Origin of the sequence: Nocardia sp. NPDC002869, from assembly GCF_046764065.1 — a bacterium.
GTDB classification, from domain to species: Bacteria; Actinomycetota; Actinomycetes; order Mycobacteriales; family Mycobacteriaceae; genus Nocardia; species Nocardia rhamnosiphila.
Window position 1 is genome coordinate 1 of record NZ_JBKOOL010000121.1, and the last position, 17,476, is coordinate 17,476.

The 17,476-nt window shown below is 66.7% G+C and carries 14 protein-coding genes and 2 pseudogenes; 7 read left to right on the top strand and 9 right to left on the bottom strand.

Annotated elements, in window-relative coordinates; translation table 11 throughout:
- A partial coding sequence (locus tag ACLML9_RS20575) for a hypothetical protein (RefSeq protein ID WP_411947068.1) occupies positions 1 to 220 on the top strand: 220 nt, incomplete at its 5' end.
- A gap of 18 nt (positions 221 to 238) precedes the next feature.
- On the opposite strand, the gene ACLML9_RS20580 is transcribed toward ACLML9_RS20575, so the two are convergent.
- From ACLML9_RS20580 to ACLML9_RS20595, 4 genes are all read right to left on the bottom strand, one after another.
- A complete protein-coding gene (locus tag ACLML9_RS20580) occupies positions 239 to 391 on the bottom strand; it encodes a transposase (protein WP_411947069.1) in 153 nt (50 codons plus the stop codon).
- On the bottom strand, positions 352 to 711 hold the full coding sequence (locus tag ACLML9_RS20585; protein WP_411947078.1) for a transposase: 360 nt from the start codon (positions 709 to 711) through the stop codon (positions 352 to 354). The genes ACLML9_RS20580 and ACLML9_RS20585 overlap by 40 nt, the downstream gene beginning before the upstream one ends.
- A gap of 7 nt (positions 712 to 718) precedes the next feature.
- A complete protein-coding gene (locus ACLML9_RS20590) occupies positions 719 to 1,042 on the bottom strand; it encodes a hypothetical protein (protein WP_411947070.1) in 324 nt (107 codons plus the stop codon).
- Positions 1,043 to 1,276: 234 nt separating this feature from the next.
- A complete protein-coding gene (locus tag ACLML9_RS20595; RefSeq protein ID WP_411947071.1) occupies positions 1,277 to 2,551 on the bottom strand; it encodes an FAD-dependent oxidoreductase in 1,275 nt (424 codons plus the stop codon).
- Positions 2,552 to 3,014: 463 nt separating this feature from the next.
- Here ACLML9_RS20595 and ACLML9_RS20600 point away from each other — a divergent pair, with 463 nt between their 5' ends.
- From ACLML9_RS20600 to ACLML9_RS20610, 3 genes are all read left to right on the top strand, one after another.
- Positions 3,015 to 3,575 carry a hypothetical protein gene (locus ACLML9_RS20600; protein ID WP_356993209.1) on the top strand — a complete coding sequence of 187 codons (561 nt, stop codon included), beginning with the start codon at positions 3,015 to 3,017 and terminating at the stop codon, positions 3,573 to 3,575.
- Positions 3,576 to 3,637: 62 nt separating this feature from the next.
- Positions 3,638 to 4,918, top strand: a complete 1,281-nt coding sequence (locus ACLML9_RS20605; RefSeq protein WP_411947079.1) for a Dyp-type peroxidase — start codon at positions 3,638 to 3,640, stop codon at positions 4,916 to 4,918.
- On the top strand, positions 4,918 to 5,931 hold the full coding sequence (locus tag ACLML9_RS20610; RefSeq protein WP_411947072.1) for a hypothetical protein: 1,014 nt from the start codon (positions 4,918 to 4,920) through the stop codon (positions 5,929 to 5,931). Before ACLML9_RS20605 ends, ACLML9_RS20610 begins: the two co-directional genes overlap by 1 nt.
- A gap of 25 nt (positions 5,932 to 5,956) precedes the next feature.
- Here the strand turns inward: ACLML9_RS20610 and ACLML9_RS20615 are convergent, their stop codons facing one another.
- The gene (locus tag ACLML9_RS20615) at positions 5,957 to 6,781 is read right to left on the bottom strand and encodes a slipin family protein (protein ID WP_411947080.1); all 825 of its coding nucleotides are present in this window, start codon (positions 6,779 to 6,781) and stop codon (positions 5,957 to 5,959) included.
- 545 nt (positions 6,782 to 7,326) lie between these two features.
- On the opposite strand from ACLML9_RS20615, the gene ACLML9_RS20620 reads away from it, so the two are divergent.
- Complete coding sequence (locus ACLML9_RS20620; protein WP_411947073.1) at positions 7,327 to 9,120, top strand: AMP-dependent synthetase/ligase; 1,794 nt, start codon at positions 7,327 to 7,329, stop codon at positions 9,118 to 9,120.
- 12 nt (positions 9,121 to 9,132) lie between these two features.
- Here the strand turns inward: ACLML9_RS20620 and ACLML9_RS20625 are convergent.
- From ACLML9_RS20625 to ACLML9_RS20640, 4 genes and pseudogenes are all read right to left on the bottom strand, one after another.
- Positions 9,133 to 9,246, bottom strand: a pseudogene (locus ACLML9_RS20625) (GntR family transcriptional regulator); the annotation flags it as partial.
- A 45-nt stretch (positions 9,247 to 9,291) separates the two neighbouring features.
- A pseudogene (locus tag ACLML9_RS20630) lies at positions 9,292 to 9,429 on the bottom strand (dihydrofolate reductase); the annotation flags it as partial.
- 296 nt (positions 9,430 to 9,725) lie between these two features.
- On the bottom strand, positions 9,726 to 11,102 hold the full coding sequence (locus tag ACLML9_RS20635) for an MFS transporter (protein WP_411947074.1): 1,377 nt from the start codon (positions 11,100 to 11,102) through the stop codon (positions 9,726 to 9,728).
- 209 nt (positions 11,103 to 11,311) lie between these two features.
- Positions 11,312 to 12,484 carry a methyltransferase gene (locus tag ACLML9_RS20640; RefSeq protein ID WP_411947075.1) on the bottom strand — a complete coding sequence of 391 codons (1,173 nt, stop codon included), beginning with the start codon at positions 12,482 to 12,484 and terminating at the stop codon, positions 11,312 to 11,314.
- A 2,748-nt stretch (positions 12,485 to 15,232) separates the two neighbouring features.
- On the opposite strand from ACLML9_RS20640, the gene ACLML9_RS20645 reads away from it, so the two are divergent.
- Positions 15,233 to 16,033: a hypothetical protein gene (locus ACLML9_RS20645; RefSeq protein ID WP_411947076.1), complete on the top strand. Its 801-nt coding sequence runs from the start codon at positions 15,233 to 15,235 to the stop codon at positions 16,031 to 16,033.
- 298 nt (positions 16,034 to 16,331) lie between these two features.
- Positions 16,332 to 17,384 (top strand): fatty acid desaturase family protein, encoded by a 1,053-nt coding sequence (locus ACLML9_RS20650; RefSeq protein WP_411947077.1) that lies wholly within the window; start codon positions 16,332 to 16,334, stop codon positions 17,382 to 17,384.
- Positions 17,385 to 17,476: the final 92 nt, after the last annotated feature.

Below are 17,476 nucleotides of genomic sequence, written 5' to 3' on the forward strand. Positions count from 1 at the left end.
GTTCGAGTGCAAGGACTTCACCATGCGCGGAACCGAGATCGACCCGTTCACCGAGTTCATCGACGAGATCCTCGTGTTACGAAGAGCCCTGTCTGGCGGCTGCGGTGGGCATCTTCGGTTGCCGTTGGGCCAAGGGCAGGTGCTGGCCACGAAATCCCTCCTCTGCGGGGACAACTTCTCGGTCCGCTATCGAGCGACGGTTCACGCCTCCTCGGGTTGATAGCGCTAGAGAGTGTCCTCAAAGCCACATGAGCAGGGTGGACAGGTCGAGCATCCCCCGGTAAGACGTGGCGGTCTTGTCGTAACGGGTGGCGATCGCTCGATACTGTTTGAGCCGGTTGAAGCAGCGTTCTACCACGTTACGACGCCGATAGGCCACCGGATCGAACACCGGTGGCCGGCCACCGGCACTGCCCCACGACGCCGGTTGGCCTGCTGATCGACACGTTCAGGGGTCGTCGCGGCGATACCGCGAGCACGCAGATGAGCACGGATCGCACGGGGGGAGTATCCCTTGTCGGCCAACACCCGCCGCGGCCGCTTCCACGACTGGCCTCGGCCGGGCTTCGGCATCCAGATCCCGGCCGGCACCTGGGTGAACATCGTGCAATCGTTGACGTTGCCCGCAGTCAATACGAGCGTCAGCGGCCGGCCGTGGCCATCACAAGCCAGATGGATTTTCGTAGTCGGGCCACCACGCGAGCGTCCGATGGCATGATCAACTGGTTCGCTGTGCCTGCACCCGGACCCGTTGTCCCCCTGTGTGAATCACGCGGGTGTGAGCACCGGCCGCGTGCTGATGAACCCGCACCAACGAGGAATCCACCGAGACCTCCCGATCGAGTTCATCGATCGCTTCCGCGATCACACGTACCTGCTGCACGAGCATCGCCACGGTGCCGTTGCGGGCCACCGGAGCAATAATGCCGGCACGAAGCAGGGAAGAGGTCGATCTCATGGCTATCTCCAGAAATGTTGAGCAACGGTACGACCGGATGTCGAACCCTCCGAAAAGGGTTTTTAAAATATAACCTGTTCTCATCTTTCTGTGGTCGAAATCATCGATCTCGGCCTGCCGAAAATAACCCTTCCCGAATTAACTATCAATTTTGGATAGTTAATTCCGGAAAGCTTTTCGAACACGGTCCGATGTTTTCTTTGTCGCATATCGGCCTGTCCATCGCGGAATGGGCAGGCCCGCAATTCGCTCGAATACGTGCCCCGACCTGAGACTATATCCACTGCTGCCGATCGCCGGCTTTCATATGGTTACCGTTCACGTGTCGGATGCCGGTTCCTCCGGCCCGGCAACAGCCGGGGCGGGCGGGCGGCACGCGAAATCCGGTGCGTGTTCGGGCAACACCCCGCGGCCGAGGATATACGGGGGAATGCTGCGTACCAGCGGAATTCGGCGCAGTAATCGCAGGGCCCGTGGCGCGCTCGGGGCGCCGGCGATCTCGACCCGGCCGGTGAGAGCCGGCACGATCAGGCGGGCGTGCAGCACCCGCTGTACCGCCTGGATCACCGCGGTCGGGATGGCCCGGCGGCGCTGTACTCGTGCCAGATCACGGGTTGTCGTGGTCCCCGCGAGCAACGGTGCGGCGAGAATCCTGGCGGCGGCGACGGCATCCTGGATCGCGAGGTTGATGCCGACACCGCCGACCGGGGACATCGCGTGCGCCGCGTCGCCGATGCAGAGCAGGCCGTCGGTGTACCAGGTGCTCAGCCGATCCAACCGGACATCGAGTAGCTTCACCTCGTCCCAACCGGTCAGGGCGTCGCGCCGGTCGCCGAGCCAGGGTGTGGCTTCGGCCATGCCGCGCATGATGTCCCGGACCGAGCCACGCCGGGCTTCCGCGTCGGCACCCTTGGCGATGAGTGTGGCGCACTGCCAGTAGTCACCGCGGTCGAGCATGACGGCGGCGCGGCGGGCGGTGACGACGGGGAGCGCTCCGGCGGGGTCGGTAGCGGTGCGCGGGAGACGGAACCACCACACGTCCATCGGTGTCGGCCAGCTCCGCGCGGGTAGTCCGGTCGAGGCCCGGAGTACCGAGGCGCGGCCGTCGCATGCCACTGTGAGGTCGGCGTGGATCGCGCCGGTGGTGCCGTCGGCCGTCCGATAGGCGCAACCGGTGACCTTGCCCTCGACCCGGATCAGTTCGGTCGCTTCGGTGCTCATCCGCAGATGGAAACTCGGCTCCGGCACGGCGGTGCGGGCCAGCAGGTCCAGTAGGTCCCACTGCGGCACCATCGCGACGTACTTGTGCGGGCCGGGCAGATGCTCGAACGTCGCGAGCAGCTGCGTGCCACCCGCGATCGGCAGCACTATCTGCCGCAACTCGCGGGCGCCCAGTTTCCCGAACTCGGCACCGAGCCCCAGCTCGTCGAGCAGGTCGAGGGTGGTGGGGTGCACGGTATCGCCGCGGAAATCGCGGAGGAAATCCTTGTGCTTCTCCAGCACGGTGACCTCGACCCCGGCCCGGGCGAGTAGCAGACCCAGCATCAGTCCCGCGGGTCCGCCGCCGGCCACCAGGCAGGTTGTCCGTTCCACGAGAAGTCTCCTTCGATCGCCGCGCGCTGTCCGGAGGTCTCTCTGAAATGCTAACCGGTGACGCAGGGGCCCGGGCCGGCCCTTTCCGCGCGCATCATGGTTCGACCTCTACCCGGGGGTCGGCGATATGACTCGGCTGCCCGGTGGCGGCCGCTGCGTGTCCAGGGCGGTGGATACCCGGGTTCGCCGGGCGTGGCGAGTCGCCGCGGCGCAGGCTTTCGGCCGTGGCCGGCGGTCACGGCGAAGGGCGGTGTCGATCTCGCCTGTGTGCTCCCGAAGCGGGGTACGTCGCCGGGTTGCCGGAGGAGGGATCACCGGGGGTGCCGAGTGGCAACAGCACAGTTATTCTGATAACCGGCGGATGCGCCCCGAGGCCCCTGACATCGGGGATCGCGGCATTCCGGGTTCCACCGCGTGTTTGTCGGTTTCCGATATCCGGTCAACTCCTGTCAGGGAGGACGATATGCCAGCGAACGATCACGAATGGAGCAAACCCGCGGCGATGGCCATCCCCCGGGACGGCTATTTCGAGCTGGAGCGGGGTCGGTACGGCCCGATCTACCCACGGACCCCCGCCTGCTACGGGTTCTCGATCATCGCAAAGGTCAAACCGGGCCGAGAAGAGGCGATACGCGCGTATGGGAAGCAGATCGAAGATGCTGTCGCGGGTAGTCCGGATGTGCTCGCGCCGCTGCGGCTCCACTATCTGCGGTGGCAGTTGTTCGACGTCGGCTCCGGCTTGCACTTTCAATACCAGGGCATCTTCGATACCGACTTCGACAAGTACACCGAGGATGCCGTGGCCCTCTTCGGAAAGACCGGCATCACTACCGTTTTCACCAACCTCGAAGGATTTCCCGAGGATTGGAGGGAGAATCCCGGGGCCTTCGCCCGATTCGTCCGCGAGCATCAGGTCCCGAGCTTCCTCGAATACGGCGAGTACCCCTACGTCACCGCCGAGCGGATCAAGAAGGCGCTGCGGCTCGAGGCCGCGTTCTCCGACATGCTCGATCAGATGCAGTGATCCCCGTGCCGACCCTCGAGCTGGACGATATCCAGCACATCCTGCTGACCCGTACCCCGGCGATGACCGGCCGTTACGTGTTCCTGTCCTTCGACGATCCCGCCGGCGGCCGGGCCTGGCTGGACGCCCTGGTGGACCGGGTCCAGTCGGCTGCCGCCGCGCGCGCCACCATGGACAGCGCCGAGCACTGGAGCACGCTGGCCTTCACCTGGCGCGGGCTGGGGGCGCTGGGAGTGCCGGAGGCGGCGCTTGCCACCTTCCCGGACGAGTTCCGTGAAGGTATGGCCGCCCGCGCCGATATCCTGGGCGATACGGGGGCCGGCCACCCGGACAACTGGGTGGGTGGTCTGGCCGGTGACGACCTGCACGCCATCGCGATCTTGTTCGCCCGCACCGAGGGCGAACACCGGCGATGCACGGCAGAGCACGACCGGCTGGTGTCCCGCTGCCCCGGTGTGCGGGTGTTGTCGTACCTGGATCTGAACGCGACGCCCCCATTCGACTATGCCCACGACCATTTCGGTTTCCGTGACCGGTTGTCCCAGCCGGTGATGAAAGGATCCGGCGAAGAACCGACACCGGGCTCGGGTGCACCGCTGGAACCCGGTGAGTTCATCCTGGGGTATCCCGACGAGGCGGGGCCGCCCCGCGGACTGCCGCAGCCGGAGGCGCTGTCCCGCAACGGCAGCTATATGGCCTACCGGCGGTTGCAGGAGCATGTCGGCGCGTTTCGGGATTATCTGCGCGAGCACGCCGATACCCCGGAAGGGCAGGAGTTGCTCGCCGCGAAGCTCATGGGCCGCTGGCGAAGCGGCGCCCCCTTGGCCCTCGCCCCCGAACGCGATGATCCACAGCTGGGGGCGGACCCGCTGCGGAACAACGACTTCGACTACCAGGAGGCCGATCCGCACGGCTACGCGGTTCCGCTGGGGTCGCATGTGCGGCGACTCAACCCTCGCGGCACCGCGGCCGATATGAACCGGCACCGGATGATTCGCCGTGGTGCCACCTATGGTCCGGCACTGCCCGAGAATGCACCCGACGACGGGGTGGACCGAGGCATCGCCGCGTTCATCATCTGCGCCGGCCTGGTTCGCCAGTTCGAGTTCGCGCAGAATGTCTGGATCAACGACAAGAATTTCCACGAACTGGGCAATGAACACGACCCCATCTGCGGCGCGCAGGACGGCAGTCTGCAGTTCACGATCCCCAAGCGGCCCATTCGTAAGGTGCTCGCGAACCTGCCGGCCTTCACCACGCTCCGCGGCGGCGCGTACTTCTTCCTGCCGGGTATCGGAGCCCTCCGGTATCTGGCCACCCTGGACAGTGGAGAGGTGACATGATGAGCACCCCAACGCCGGCCCGCACCTATAACCAGACCCACGTTCCGCGCCAACACGATGGGCGCCGGCGGATAAGCATCTATTGGGCGTGGAGTTACCCGTGGGAAGCCCAACGCGATCCCGCCGAGATATACAACCGCTTCTCCACCATGACCGAAGTGCGCAACGCGGCGTGGCCGGGTTACGAGACCCCCGCCTTCGACGCGGCGCACTTCCTGCAGGGCATTGCCGGCACACTGGAGCTGTTCCATCGCTCCACGCTGGCGTTCCAGCGGTTGGCCGGTGCGGTGACAGGCCATCCCGTCGCCGTGTTCCAGCGCATCGACCAGGCCGGATACACACTGCCGATCGATGAACGGATCCTGGCCGACACCGATACGCTGATGGTATTCGGGCTCGACCACCTGCTCTCCCAGCAGGAAGCCGCACCCGAGGAGATCGCCGCGGTCCGGGAGTGGCTGGAGCGCGACGGTACGTGCCTGCTGCTGGCGCCGCACCACGACGTGGGCTTCACCGACGACTATTCGCAGCGGCAAACGGAATACGACCATCACGGCGACCCGCTGGTACCCCGGCAACAGCGATTCGGCCGGTACACGCGTTCGCTGATGGAAGCCCTCGATGTGCCGGTGAACAACATATGGGGTCTACGCCCGGCGGTCGTCGACGGCACCCGGGAAATCGCCCCGCTGACCGCCTTTCGCGATCTGGATAGCCCTCGGCTGCTGGACGATGTCACCACCTTCAACTTCCACCCCCACCTGCCGCACTACGAACTCACGGCACCGGAAAACGACTCGTTACGGGTCCTGGGGCGCCAGCGCATCGATCCGAGCCGACCCCACCCCTTCACCGCGGCCGGTAACACGGAGTTCAACGCGCTGATCTGGATGCCACCCGCCGACCGGCGTGCGGGCGATATCGTCCTCATCGACTCCACCAACTTCACCACCCTGTTCGGCGGCACCGACAGTCTCGAGAATCTCTGGCGCAATCTCGCGACCATGAAATGACCGGGGGCCGGTCGTCTGTGCCGGGTCAGTCCGGCGGTGTATGCGTCTTGACCGTGGTGCTCGGTGCCCCGGTATGTATAGGTGTCGGGCTCGTCGGCAGGGTCCGGGCGGTGGGATCAGCGGTCGCGGCGGCGGAGGTCTCACGGGCGAAGAAGGCGCCGATATCGCCGATCGCGCTCATCAGTGGGGCCGGGAACACGACGGTGGTGTTCTTGTCGACGCCCATTTCGAGGAGAGTCTGCAGGTTGCGTAGCTGTAGGGCCAGCGGGTGGGCCATCATGGTGTCGGATGCGTCGCCCAGAGCGGCGGCGGCCATGGATTCGCCTTCGGCAGCAATGATCTTGGCTCGCTTTTCCCGTTCGGCTTCGGCCTGGCGGGCCATGGCCCGTTTCATGGCTTCCGGCAGTTGGATGTCCTTCAGCTCGACCAGGGTCACTTCGACACCCCACTCCAGCGTGGTGGTGTCGAGTATCTGCCGGATATCGGCGTTGATGGTGTCGGTCTCGGCGAGTGCTTGGTCGAGGGTGTGCTGTCCGACGACCTTGCGGAGCGTGGTCTGGGCGATCTGATCGATGGCGGCGTGCACATTCTCGATGGCGACGACCGATTTCTCGGCGTCGACGACGCGGAAGTAGGCGACGGCGGAGATGTCGACGCTGACGTTGTCGCGGGTGATGATGCCCTGGGATTGGATCGGCATGGTGATGATCCGCATCGACACCTCACGCAGTCGATCGATGACCGGGATGATGAGCCGCAAGCCGGGCTCTCTGACTGCGATCACGCGTCCGAGCCGGAACAACACTCCTTTTTCGTATTGGGTCACCACCCGGACCGACAGCCACAGCATGATCAGTGCCACGACGACGACGGCGCCGGCAATTATGAGTACGTTCACGACTTCTCCTAACCGGCTCGATAAGGGCCGACCTCCGAGGGCGGGTTGCCGACGGCATTGTCTGCGCACTTCCGCAATGTGATCGCGATCGTCGACTCGGCGGCAGCCACCGCGACGGTCACAACCCGCCTACTTCAGGATGCGGCCTCGTACACCGAGCCCACAGGGCCGAAGGGCCTCGTCGGCCGAGGACTTCGCCGGCGGGGCCAAGGAACCGGGCATGCCGTCCGGCTTCGAACGACCGGACCCCGCGTTCGGGGCGGTCCCCAGCTCCGACGGTCCGTGGCGATACTGCTCACGAGCCGGTGGTCCATGACGAGGTCGGTCGCGGGCCCGGAAGTTCCACATTGCCCGCGACAGAGGACTTTGGTCCTCGCGCGGGACTGCCGATAACCGTATCCGCGTCGATGCGGTGCGGTTCATACTCGGCTGAGCGCCGCTTGCTCAGGTGGAGCGCACCGTGTGCCTTCCGGCAGCGTCGCCGGAGAGGAGCGATCATGCAGGAGTTCGGACTGCCACCTCTGTATCAGGTTCACCCCGACGCGAACCTCACCGATTCGATCAACCGCAACGCCGAACGATACCCGGACATCGCGGTCGTCAGCCGCAAGATGGACGGCCGCTGGCGCGATGTGACCGCTGCCCGGTTCCGCACCGAGGTGTTGGCGACGGCGAAGGGGCTGATCGCACACGGTATTCAGGCCGGCGATCGGGTGGCCGTCATGTCGCGCACCCGCTACGAGTGGACGCTGCTGGACTTCGCCATCTGGTGTGCCGGCGCGGTCACCGTCCCGGTATACGAGACGTCCTCCGCCGAACAGGTGGAGTGGATCGCCTCCGACTCCGGAGCGGTCGCCATCGTCACCGAAACCGACCACCACACAGCCGTGGTCGCCGGTCTGTGTAACCAGCTGCCGAAATTGACGCACACCTGGCAGATCGACGCCGGCGCCGTCGCGACCTTGCAGGCGGAGGGCGCCGGCATCAGCGACACCGCCGTGGCCGCTCGCCGGGCGGCCCTGACGGCCGATCGGCCGGCGACGATCGTCTACACCTCCGGCACCACCGGCCGGCCGAAGGGGTGTCTGCTGACCCACGGCAACTTCCTGGCCGAGTTGGGCAACATCACCGCCCGGATGCCGGAACTGTTCCGCACCGGCGAGTCCTCGGTCCTGCTGTTCTTGCCCTTGGCGCATGTGCTCGGCCGGGTCGCCGAGATCGCGGCGGCGTTCGTCCCGGTGGATATCGCCCACGTCGGCGATATCAAGGACGTCACGGCAGAGCTCGGGGAATTCCGGCCGACGCTGATCCTGGGCGTGCCTCGCGTCTTCGAGAAGGTGTACAACACCGCCCGTGCGCAAGCCCAGCTGACCGGTCGGGGCCGGATCTTCGATCTCGCGGCCACGACGGCGATCGCGTACAGCCATGCCCGCGACAGCGGCCGGGTCCCGATTCCGCTCCGTATCCGGCACGCGTTGTTCGACCGCTTGGTCTACCGCCGGCTACGCGCCGCGCTCGGTGGGCGCGCCACGCACGCCCTTTCCGGTGGTGCCCCGCTCGGCGAACGGCTCGGCCACTTCTATCGCGGGGTCGGATTCACCGTACTGGAGGGCTACGGCCTGACCGAGACCTGCGGAGCCGCCACGTTCAATCCAGACGACCGGCCGAAGATCGGGACGGTCGGCCGGCCGCTACCCGGCTCCTCGGTTCGTATCGACGACGACGGGGAAATTCTGCTGCGTGGGCCGAATGTGTTCACCGGGTACTGGAACAACCCCCAGGCCACCGCCGACACGTTCCGGGACGGCTGGTTCGCCACGGGCGATCTCGGCACCCTCGACCAGGACGGATATCTCACCGTCATCGGACGCAAGAAGGAGATCATCGTTACCACCGCCGGCAAGAACGTCGCTCCCGCGGTGATCGAAGACCGCATCCGCGCGCACGCCCTCATCGGCGAGGTGATCGTTGTCGGCGACCACAGACCGTTCGTCAGTTGCCTGGTGACCATCGATGGCGAGCATTTCCCCACCTGGAAACAGCTCAACGGCAAACCCGCCGACGCCACTGTCGCCGATCTCGCTGCCGACCCCGATCTGCTCGGCGCGATCCAGACCGCCGTCGACGACGGCAACCGAGCTGTCTCCCGGGCCGAGGCCGTCCGCAAGTTCCGCATGCTGCCCACCGAACTCACCGAGGCCAACGGTTATGTCACCCCCTCCTTGAAACTCAAGCGCAATATCGTGCTGCGCGAGTTCGCGACGGAGGTCGACACAATGTACAGCGGATGAGCGCGACGCGGGGTCCGAGGACAGGTTCATCAGGTCCTCGATCGAGCCGTGATGACGCAGGTAATAGCCCTCGGACTCGGTGGCGAACGTGCCGCGGCCGGGTACGCGGTAGACCGTCCCGTCGGACTCCCATCGTGGATGGATTCCGCCGGGACGGATCGCTGCGCGATATCAGCGTCGGACGCGATACCGCAGATGCAGTACCCGGTGGCCCTGGATCACCACGGCGGGGTCCTCGAGCAGATGCCGGCCGTCGACTGGGCCGAAATAGCGCTTACCCGAACCGAACACGACCGGCACCACATCCATATATGCGGTAGACGCCGATGGCCGGCCGAACTCATCGGCGCGGTGGGGCCGGGTGGCCCGTGCCCGAACTGCGTGCCGCCGTGGTCGACAACAACGAGGACATCCACGCCGTCGTCCACGAGGCACTGGAGTTCCTCGAGAACGGCATGTCACTCTGACCTGGAAGGATGGGTGGCCGCCCGCCCTCCCGTACCGCGGCGGCCCCCGTCACCGGCGGGGGCCGCTCGGCTACGTCCGGACGCGGCCCGGGGTGGCCGCCACCGCAGTGCGCGCCGGTGCGTCCGGGTAGCGCGGGATCACCGGAATGCGCGCCCTTGTTCTCTGTCCAGTGCGGTCTCGGTCTTGTTCTTCAGTACGAAGAGGTAGACGACCAGCGAGATCCCGATGACCACCGTCACGTACGCGATGAACCACGGCACCTGTCCGCCGTTCTTCGCGGCCTGGTAGATCATCGGGGCGGTACCGCCGAACACCGAATTGGCCAGGGCGTATCCGATACCGACTCCCAGGGCCCGGATATGTGAGGGGAACAGTTCGGCTTTGACGATGGCATTGATCGACGTATAACCGGTGAGCAGCACGTAGCCGACGCAGGTCACCACCAGCGTCGCCGCCACCGAGGTGGCGTCCTGGAGGAAGGTGATGAGGAACCAGGTGTAGAGGACCCCGCCGATACCGAAGAACACCAGGACGGGTTTACGGCCCACCTTGTCGCTGATCAGCCCACCGAGCGGCTGCAACAGCATGAGGAAGACCAGCCCGGCCAGGTTGATGTAGGTGGCGATCATACCCTGACCTTCGAACGCGGTCTTGACCATGGCCGGGGCGTTCACGCTGTAGGTGTAGAACGCGAGGGTGCCACCCATGGTGACCAGGAAGCACACCAGCAGCGGCCGCCAGTACCCGGCCAGCAGCACGCGAAGAGAGCCCGCTTCGGAGTCTTCACCGCGCCGGACCGCGTCGAGTTGTTCCGCGGTCAGCGATTCGTCCATACTCCGGCGCAGCCAGAACACCACGACCGCCGCCACGCCGCCGATGAAGAAGGCGATACGCCATCCGAAATCGGAGATCTCCGCCTTGTCCAGGAACACCTGTAGCACCAGCAGCGTGAGCTGGGCGAGCACATGACCACCGATGAGGGTCACGTATTGGAACGACGAGAAGAAGCCGCGGCGTTCCCGGGTGGCCGCCTCGGACATATAGGTGGCCGACGCACCGTACTCACCGCCGGTCGCGAACCCCTGCACCAGCCGGCACAGGATCAGGATCACGGCCGCGCCCACGCCGATCGTCTCGCGTCCCGGCACGAGCGCGATCACCAGCGAACACGCCGCCATCAGCGAGACGCTGAAGGTGAGCGCCGCGCGCCGGCCGCGCCGGTCGGCGTAGCGGCCGAAGAACCACGAGCCGACCGGACGCATGAGGAACGTGACGGCGAAGATGGCGTACACGTAGACGGTGGAGTTCTTGTCCGCCGAATCGAAGAAGTGACTCTCGAAGTACGACGCGAACACGGTATAGACGTAGACGTCGTACCACTCGACGAGGTTGCCCGACGATCCGCGCAGTGTGTTCCAGACCGCGCGGCGCGTCGCGGTCCGCGACGACGTCGGTTCGGTGGCCGGTGGCCGGCCGTCGGGGACAGCGGGCCCCGAGGTCATGGTTTCGGACATAAGTGATCCCTCTCATTCACCCGTACACGGAGTGCGCAAGGACCGGAATCCCGCGCGGCTCCGCACTCAGTGTGCAGGTAGGGGCCACGGTCCGGAGGCGGGGTCCGAAATTTTCGCATCCAGGAGCTCGTGCACCGCGCCCACCCTGCACTCCTGAGCCCGTCCGATGGAGCTGCCCGGCGCCGGCTCACCCGGCAGAAGTCACGACCCTACGATTGCGGCGGTCGAGTACCCGGCCGGGAGTTCCGTACCAACCGCCACAGCGACGTGACCTCGGACCGTCGGGCCTCGTGCAGGGGGTCGGTGGTATCCGAGGCCCGGGGATGCCGCGGCGTGGTGTCGTAGCGGTCCGCCATGCGAAGACCGGCAGCGGCGATGCGGGCGAGAAGCTCGTCGCGGGTCCGTAAGCCGAGCCGTTCGGCGAGATCCGACAGGACGAGCCACGCCTCACCGGTTTCGGTCAGGTGGGCCGGGAGGCCGTCCAGGAATCGGTGCAGCACATCGGATCCGCGGTCGTAGATGCCCAGCTCCAGCGCGGAGGTCGGCTCCGCCGGAAGCCAGGGCGGGTTGCACACGATCAGATCGGCTCGCCCGCTCGGCCACAGGTCGGCCTCGATGATCCGCACATGGTCGCCGAGGCCGAGCCGGCGCAGGTTCGCACGTGCGCAGGTGACAGCGCGGGGGTTGATATCGGTGGCCACCACCCGGGCGCCCCGGCGGGCGAGGACGGCGGCGAGCACTCCGGTGCCGGTGCCGAGGTCGAACACCAGCGGCTGCCCGGCACCCGCCGGGAACGGCGCCCGAGCGACCAGATCGATGTACTCACCGCGCACCGGTGAGAAGACGCCGTAGTCCGGGTGGATGCGCGCGCCGAGCGCGGGAACATCGACACCTTTGCGATGCCACTCGTAGGCGCTGAGGACGCCGAGGAGTTCGGGCAGCGACACGCAGATCCGCTCGTCGGCCGCCGGGCCATCGGTGGCCGCGCCGTATGCGTGCTCGCAGGCCGGTCGTACATCCGGTGCGCGCCGCAGCCGCAGCGAGCGGTCGCGCTCCAGCACCACCAGCAGCCTGCCGAGCAGTTCGGCTCGTTCGGCCCGCGCGGCACGGTGGTCGTAGAAGAGAGCAGCGGGGTCGCTTCCGGCGCGCGTGGCCCGCGGAACCCGTTGCCAGCGGCGGTCCACGGCCCGCACGATCTGGCGGGCATTGTGGAAATCACCCTGCCAGAGCAGCCCCGTGCCCGCTCTCACCAGGCCGTATGCGGCCTTCGCGGTGATGCGATCGTCCACGGCGACGACGCGTTCGGGGGCGGGGGTGGCATTCTCGGAATGCCACCGGGCGGAAAGAGACGATCCGTGTTCGGTCCAACCGATCGTGGACATGACGTACTCCTGTGGGATACGAAGGTGCCTGCGGGGCGGCGACGCTTCGACGCAGGGGTACGGCAGGAATCAGCCGCTGATCAGCACGATGACAGGCCGGATCGCTCCCACGTCGAAATGCGGAAGCGGCGATCGCCGAGCACCATGCCCAAGACCACGGTCGATTCCTTTCGTCCGGTATCCCAGCATCGCACAGGCACGCTGCCGCACCGCACTCGGTGGTGTCGTCATGACCGCGAGCGCCTACCGAGGTCGCGACGGGGGAGTGGACGGCCAGGATCCGGGCCGGGCGGCCGGACGGTTCCGCTGGTGTGTTCGTGGCGCGAACACGATCCCGACCGCGGGAGACTCTGCGGAGCACCTCGTTGCCGTGAAGAGAATTTCCGGCGGATGTGCCGCCTTGTCGATCACCGCGGCGGCGGGCGTTTCTGCCGTGCGACCACCCGTGTGTTGGAGTTGATCATGGACTGCTCGAACAACGAACAGGTACCGACCTCTGGGGGTCGTGGTGCTGCCGGTCGCCGGCAGGTCAACCCGGGTTCGCATTCCCATAGTTGAGGAGCCGACCGCGCCACGGTTGGCGTTGTTCGATCGACAAACAGGGGAAAGTTATATCGGTCGACTACTACGGGTGATGTGGCTGCGCGGTGACCGGCACCACATCGTCGAGTATGTCAGTACGCTCGACATCCTGACCGGTGCCGGCCCGGCCAGAGAACAGCGGTATCAGTACAGGAAGTGTTGATATGAACCGTGTTTCGTGCCGTGGCTGTCCGATGCGGCGTTCGGCTGCCGGATCGAACGAAATCGGTGCGGGCCGCGGCGGGGCGCCACGTTTCTCGTACGAGCGAAAACGCTGCCTGATTACCTCATCCGAAGCGCCGTTGTCCGGTTGGTGAGTGACCGGTGTCGATAGCGAGTAGCCTGGCGCGAATGTCCCGGCGTCTGGTCGATGCGACCAGCGGACTCGGGGAGGGGCTTTCGCGCCCGATGCGCGCCATCGCGGACAGGGAGACCAGCGGCGCTGACATATTCACAGACGCCGGCGACCCGGCGCGGATTCGAAGAGCACTCGGTGAACGAGGGGACTTCTCCGACGCGAGTCCGGCACACCAGGCAATCATCGACCTCACCCGAGAGATCAGGATGTGGGGTCAGCTGCGGGACCTGGAGCGACGACGGTGGACGCTCGCGCAACGGTTGGAGGAGCGACCGGGGTCACGCGCGCTCATGCGGAGGCTCGAGGGGGCCGAACAGGACCACTCGGCGCTCACGGACGCGATGAACAGGCTCAATGCACATCGGGAGGCCGAGGGCCGGCCGCCCTGGGTGCCGAACAACAGTGAGCGCGACATTGCGGAATTGCGAGTCGCGCAAAACAGGGTGCACGACAGGAGACGCGGCCTGGAGGAGTTGCAGGCACGACGGAACGAACTCCGGGCCCAGCGGGATGAGCTGCGCAGACAACAGCAAAGGGAGTGGAATGACACCACTCCGGTCGGCGCCGGCGACCGGAGCGATGTGACAGCCCAGCCGCGATGGGATGTCCTGGAAAGCCGGTACAGCGACCAGGAAGCGCGGGTGCTGCCGAATCTGTCCGGGGCGCGGAACAACGCCCATTGGATGGCGGAAGAGCTGACGAGGGAACAGCAACGAGTGGCGCGGGAGATCCAGGGGCTGGAGCGCGACGTGACGAGAGAACAGGACCGTCTGGACTCGGCGCGGGAAAAGGCACACGGCCAGGCGGCGGCGGAGGAGCAGGCCCGCGTGGAAAGAGAGGCGCGGGAGCGGGCACGACTCGAGGAGGAGCGGCAGCGACGCCTGGACGAGGAGGCGCGGGAGCAGGCACGCCGGGAGCAGGAACGCCTGACCAGGGAAGCGGAAGAACAGGCCCGCCGGGAAAGGGAGGCGGACGGACAGAGCCGGCGGGCAGGACGGGATGAACTGTTGGTCATGCACGATCCGGGCCTCCCCGACCGCAATCGTGCCGGCGCGGATCCGGATGCCGGTAGGCGTGGGGGTGAGTCGGATGCCGGTAGGCGTGGGGGTGAGTCGGATGCCGGTAGGCGTGGGGGTGAGCCGGATCGTGGCGGTGGTTCGGGTGCTGGGTCGGGGGCTGGTGCTGGGTCGGGGGCTGGTGCTGGGTCGGGGGCTGGTGCTGGGTCGGGGGCCGGTTCCGGGTCCGCAGCCGGCGATGGTTCGGGTTCCGGTCGCACCCTCGAGGTCGCCGGTGGCGTTGCCGTTGGCGCGGTCGCCGTGGGTGCCGGTCTATACGCCATCAATGCTCTTTCGGACTCGGACTCGGACTCGGGCTCGGGCTCCGACTCGAGTGCGGGTTCTGGTTCGGGCTCTGGTTCGGGTTCGGAAGATGCGACTTCGGGTTCGGCGAGCGCTGATTCGGGCTCGGAGCGCTCGGGTTCGCAAGTTTCTGCTGCGGCTCCGGCCTCGGGTTCGCAAGTAGCCGCTTCGGCGCCGGGTTCGCAAGTAGCCGCTTCGGCGCCGGGTTCGGGTTCGCAAGTTGCCGCCGCGGCTCCGAGTTTCCGGGCTGCCGAGGGGAATTCCGGCTCCTGGGGTGCCGCGGCGGGTTCGAGCCCTGCGGGTGTTGCCGATATCGGTTCTACCGGTACCGCTGGCGGTGCCGACACAGATCTCGCCTCGGACACCGGTTCCGGCGGCGACACGTCGGACGACTCGGCGGCGAAGATGTCCCGTGCGCAGGATAATGCGCCGTCTCAGGGCGGCATCGGGATGGACCAACTGTCCGCGGCGGTTCCGCAGGGTGGTGGGCTGCCATTCGATCCTTCCAGTCTGCTGATGCCCCTGATGATGTCGAATCTGCAGGATCCCGGCCTCGCCGACAGCGGTCCGGACACGGACCTGGAACACGATCGCGAGCGGTATCACGATGACGGCCCGCAGCGGGGAGGTCCATCTGCCGCCCCACAGCCCGCTCAACCGACGGTCACCACACCGCCGGTCCAGCAGTCGCCGGGCGAGACGACAGCGGCGCCGGATCCCGGACAGCAGGATGCCGCGAACGCACCGCGGACGGTGCGTCCTACCGGTGAAACGGCGCGAGACGAGGACGGGCGTATCCCGTATACCCATACCGGGGACAACGTCACCGAGCAGGTGTGGCCGAGTGTCGCCGACGCCTACGAAGCGGCGTACAGCAACAAGGGCGGTACCGATGGGAAGGCCGCCTACGCCGGTACAGACGCCGAGTGGCTGGACGAGAAAGCTTTGGAACCCGTCGACCCGAGCGATCTGGCGAGCGGTGACCTCATCACCTTCGACGACGGATCGGCGGTGGTACGGGTGCAACCCGAGGAAGGCGATCCGGAAGGTGGCATCGTGGATGTCATCATCAAGGGGGAGTTGACGCCGGTCGCGGAAGTGATGGCCGATGGTGCCGGTGAACTCGGCCGGTTCGCCGGTTTCCGGCGTCCGCCCGGTATCGAACCGCCCGCGCCGGCGGAGAAGAGCGCCGGTCTCGCCGACCCGGGGTCGCCGAGTGACGAGTCCGGTGACGCGACCATGCCCGTCTGATCAGGAACCCGCGCTACCGGACGCTGTCGCCGGCAGCCCGGCGATCGGCCCGGTGGGCGCATTCGAGGACACCGATGCCTGCGGAGCCGGGAAGAGCTGATATCACATCACAGTGCGATCCGATCTCATACCAGAGGATTACCCGAGACGAGAATCCGGCCGATACCCTCGGTCTCATCGAATTCGTCAGCCCGACCCTGCACCCGAGACCGGCTGGATCGGATCTCCGACCGACGTCGACCGGTCGGCAGCCGAACCGGTGGAGGTGGGGTCCTTGTCTCAACTCTCAGGAAGATCTATGACGACACCGGCCTTGATACCACAGTCCTCTCCACGATCACCACGCCGCAGCGCTGCCGCCGGTGATTACTCCCGCCTGCTGCGCCGGATCTCCGACGCCGGACTGATGGACCGGCGGCCCGTCTACTACACCGTCCGGCTCGGCCTGGTGGCGGTCGCGTTCGTAGCCGGCTGGGCGGCGTTCGTCCTCGTCGGCGACTCGTGGTGGACGCTGATGATCGCGGCCTTGATGGCCGTGACGTTCGCTCAGGTCGCACTTGTCATGCACGATGTCGCGCACCGCCAGGTCTTCCGGCTGCGGCGGCCGACAGAGATCGTGGGCCGAGTGGTCGGCAACGCCGGGATAGGGCTGGCCTACGGCTGGTGGCAGGACAAACACACCCGCCATCACGCGAACCCGAACCACGAGGAACTCGATCCCGATGTCGCGCCCGATATTCTGCTCTGGTCACAGCGGCAGGCTCGGGCCAGCCGCGGTCTGCCTCGTCTCCTCGGGCGGGCGCAGGCATTCCTGTTCTTCCCCCTACTGCTGCTGGAGGGCCTGAATCTCCATGTGGCGGGCGTACGAGCGCTCAGGAATCGATCGGTGAAGCATCGCTGGCCGGAAGGCGCCCTGCTCTTCGGTCACTTCGCCGTCTACCTGGCCGCGGTGTTCGCGGTTCTGCCCGTGGACAAGGCCTTCGCGTTCCTCGCTGTCCACCAGGCACTGTTCGGCCTGTACATGGGTTGTCTCTTCGCCCCGAACCACAAGGGCATGCCGACCCTGACCGGTGACGACCGCCCCGACTTCCTGCGCCGACAGGTGCTGACCTCCCGTAACGTCCGGGGCGGCATCCTGACCGACCTCGCTCTCGGCGGGCTCAACTATCAGATCGAGCACCATCTGTTCCCGAATATGCCGACGCCGAATCTTCGTCACGCACAACGGATAGTCCGTGACTATTGCGCCGAAATCGGCGTGCCCTACCACGAGACCGGACTGGTCGCGTCGTACCGGGAGGCACTGGCCCACCTGCACCGTGTCGGTGCGCCCCTGCGCGCCGCCGGCTGACATATGCGCGCCGGCCTCACTTTTCCCGGTCGGCTCGCGTGGCTCGTCGCTCGTGGCATCGGGTTTCGCGCCGGCGCCCGGCGCGGGCCGGG

Coding starts and splice junctions, on each gene's coding strand:
- ACLML9_RS20590 (WP_411947070.1), bottom strand. CDS start 1,042: ATGAGAACAGGTTATATTTTAAAAACCCTTTTCGGAGGGTTCGACATC.
- ACLML9_RS20600 (WP_356993209.1), top strand. CDS start 3,015: ATGCCAGCGAACGATCACGAATGGAGCAAACCCGCGGCGATGGCCATC.
- ACLML9_RS20605 (WP_411947079.1), top strand. CDS start 3,638: ATGACCGGCCGTTACGTGTTCCTGTCCTTCGACGATCCCGCCGGCGGC.
- ACLML9_RS20610 (WP_411947072.1), top strand. CDS start 4,918: ATGAGCACCCCAACGCCGGCCCGCACCTATAACCAGACCCACGTTCCG.
- ACLML9_RS20615 (WP_411947080.1), bottom strand. CDS start 6,781: ATGCTGTGGCTGTCGGTCCGGGTGGTGACCCAATACGAAAAAGGAGTG.
- ACLML9_RS20620 (WP_411947073.1), top strand. CDS start 7,327: ATGCAGGAGTTCGGACTGCCACCTCTGTATCAGGTTCACCCCGACGCG.
- ACLML9_RS20635 (WP_411947074.1), bottom strand. CDS start 11,102: ATGTCCGAAACCATGACCTCGGGGCCCGCTGTCCCCGACGGCCGGCCA.
- ACLML9_RS20640 (WP_411947075.1), bottom strand. CDS start 12,484: ATGTCCACGATCGGTTGGACCGAACACGGATCGTCTCTTTCCGCCCGG.
- ACLML9_RS20645 (WP_411947076.1), top strand. CDS start 15,233: ATGGACCAACTGTCCGCGGCGGTTCCGCAGGGTGGTGGGCTGCCATTC.
- ACLML9_RS20650 (WP_411947077.1), top strand. CDS start 16,332: ATGACGACACCGGCCTTGATACCACAGTCCTCTCCACGATCACCACGC.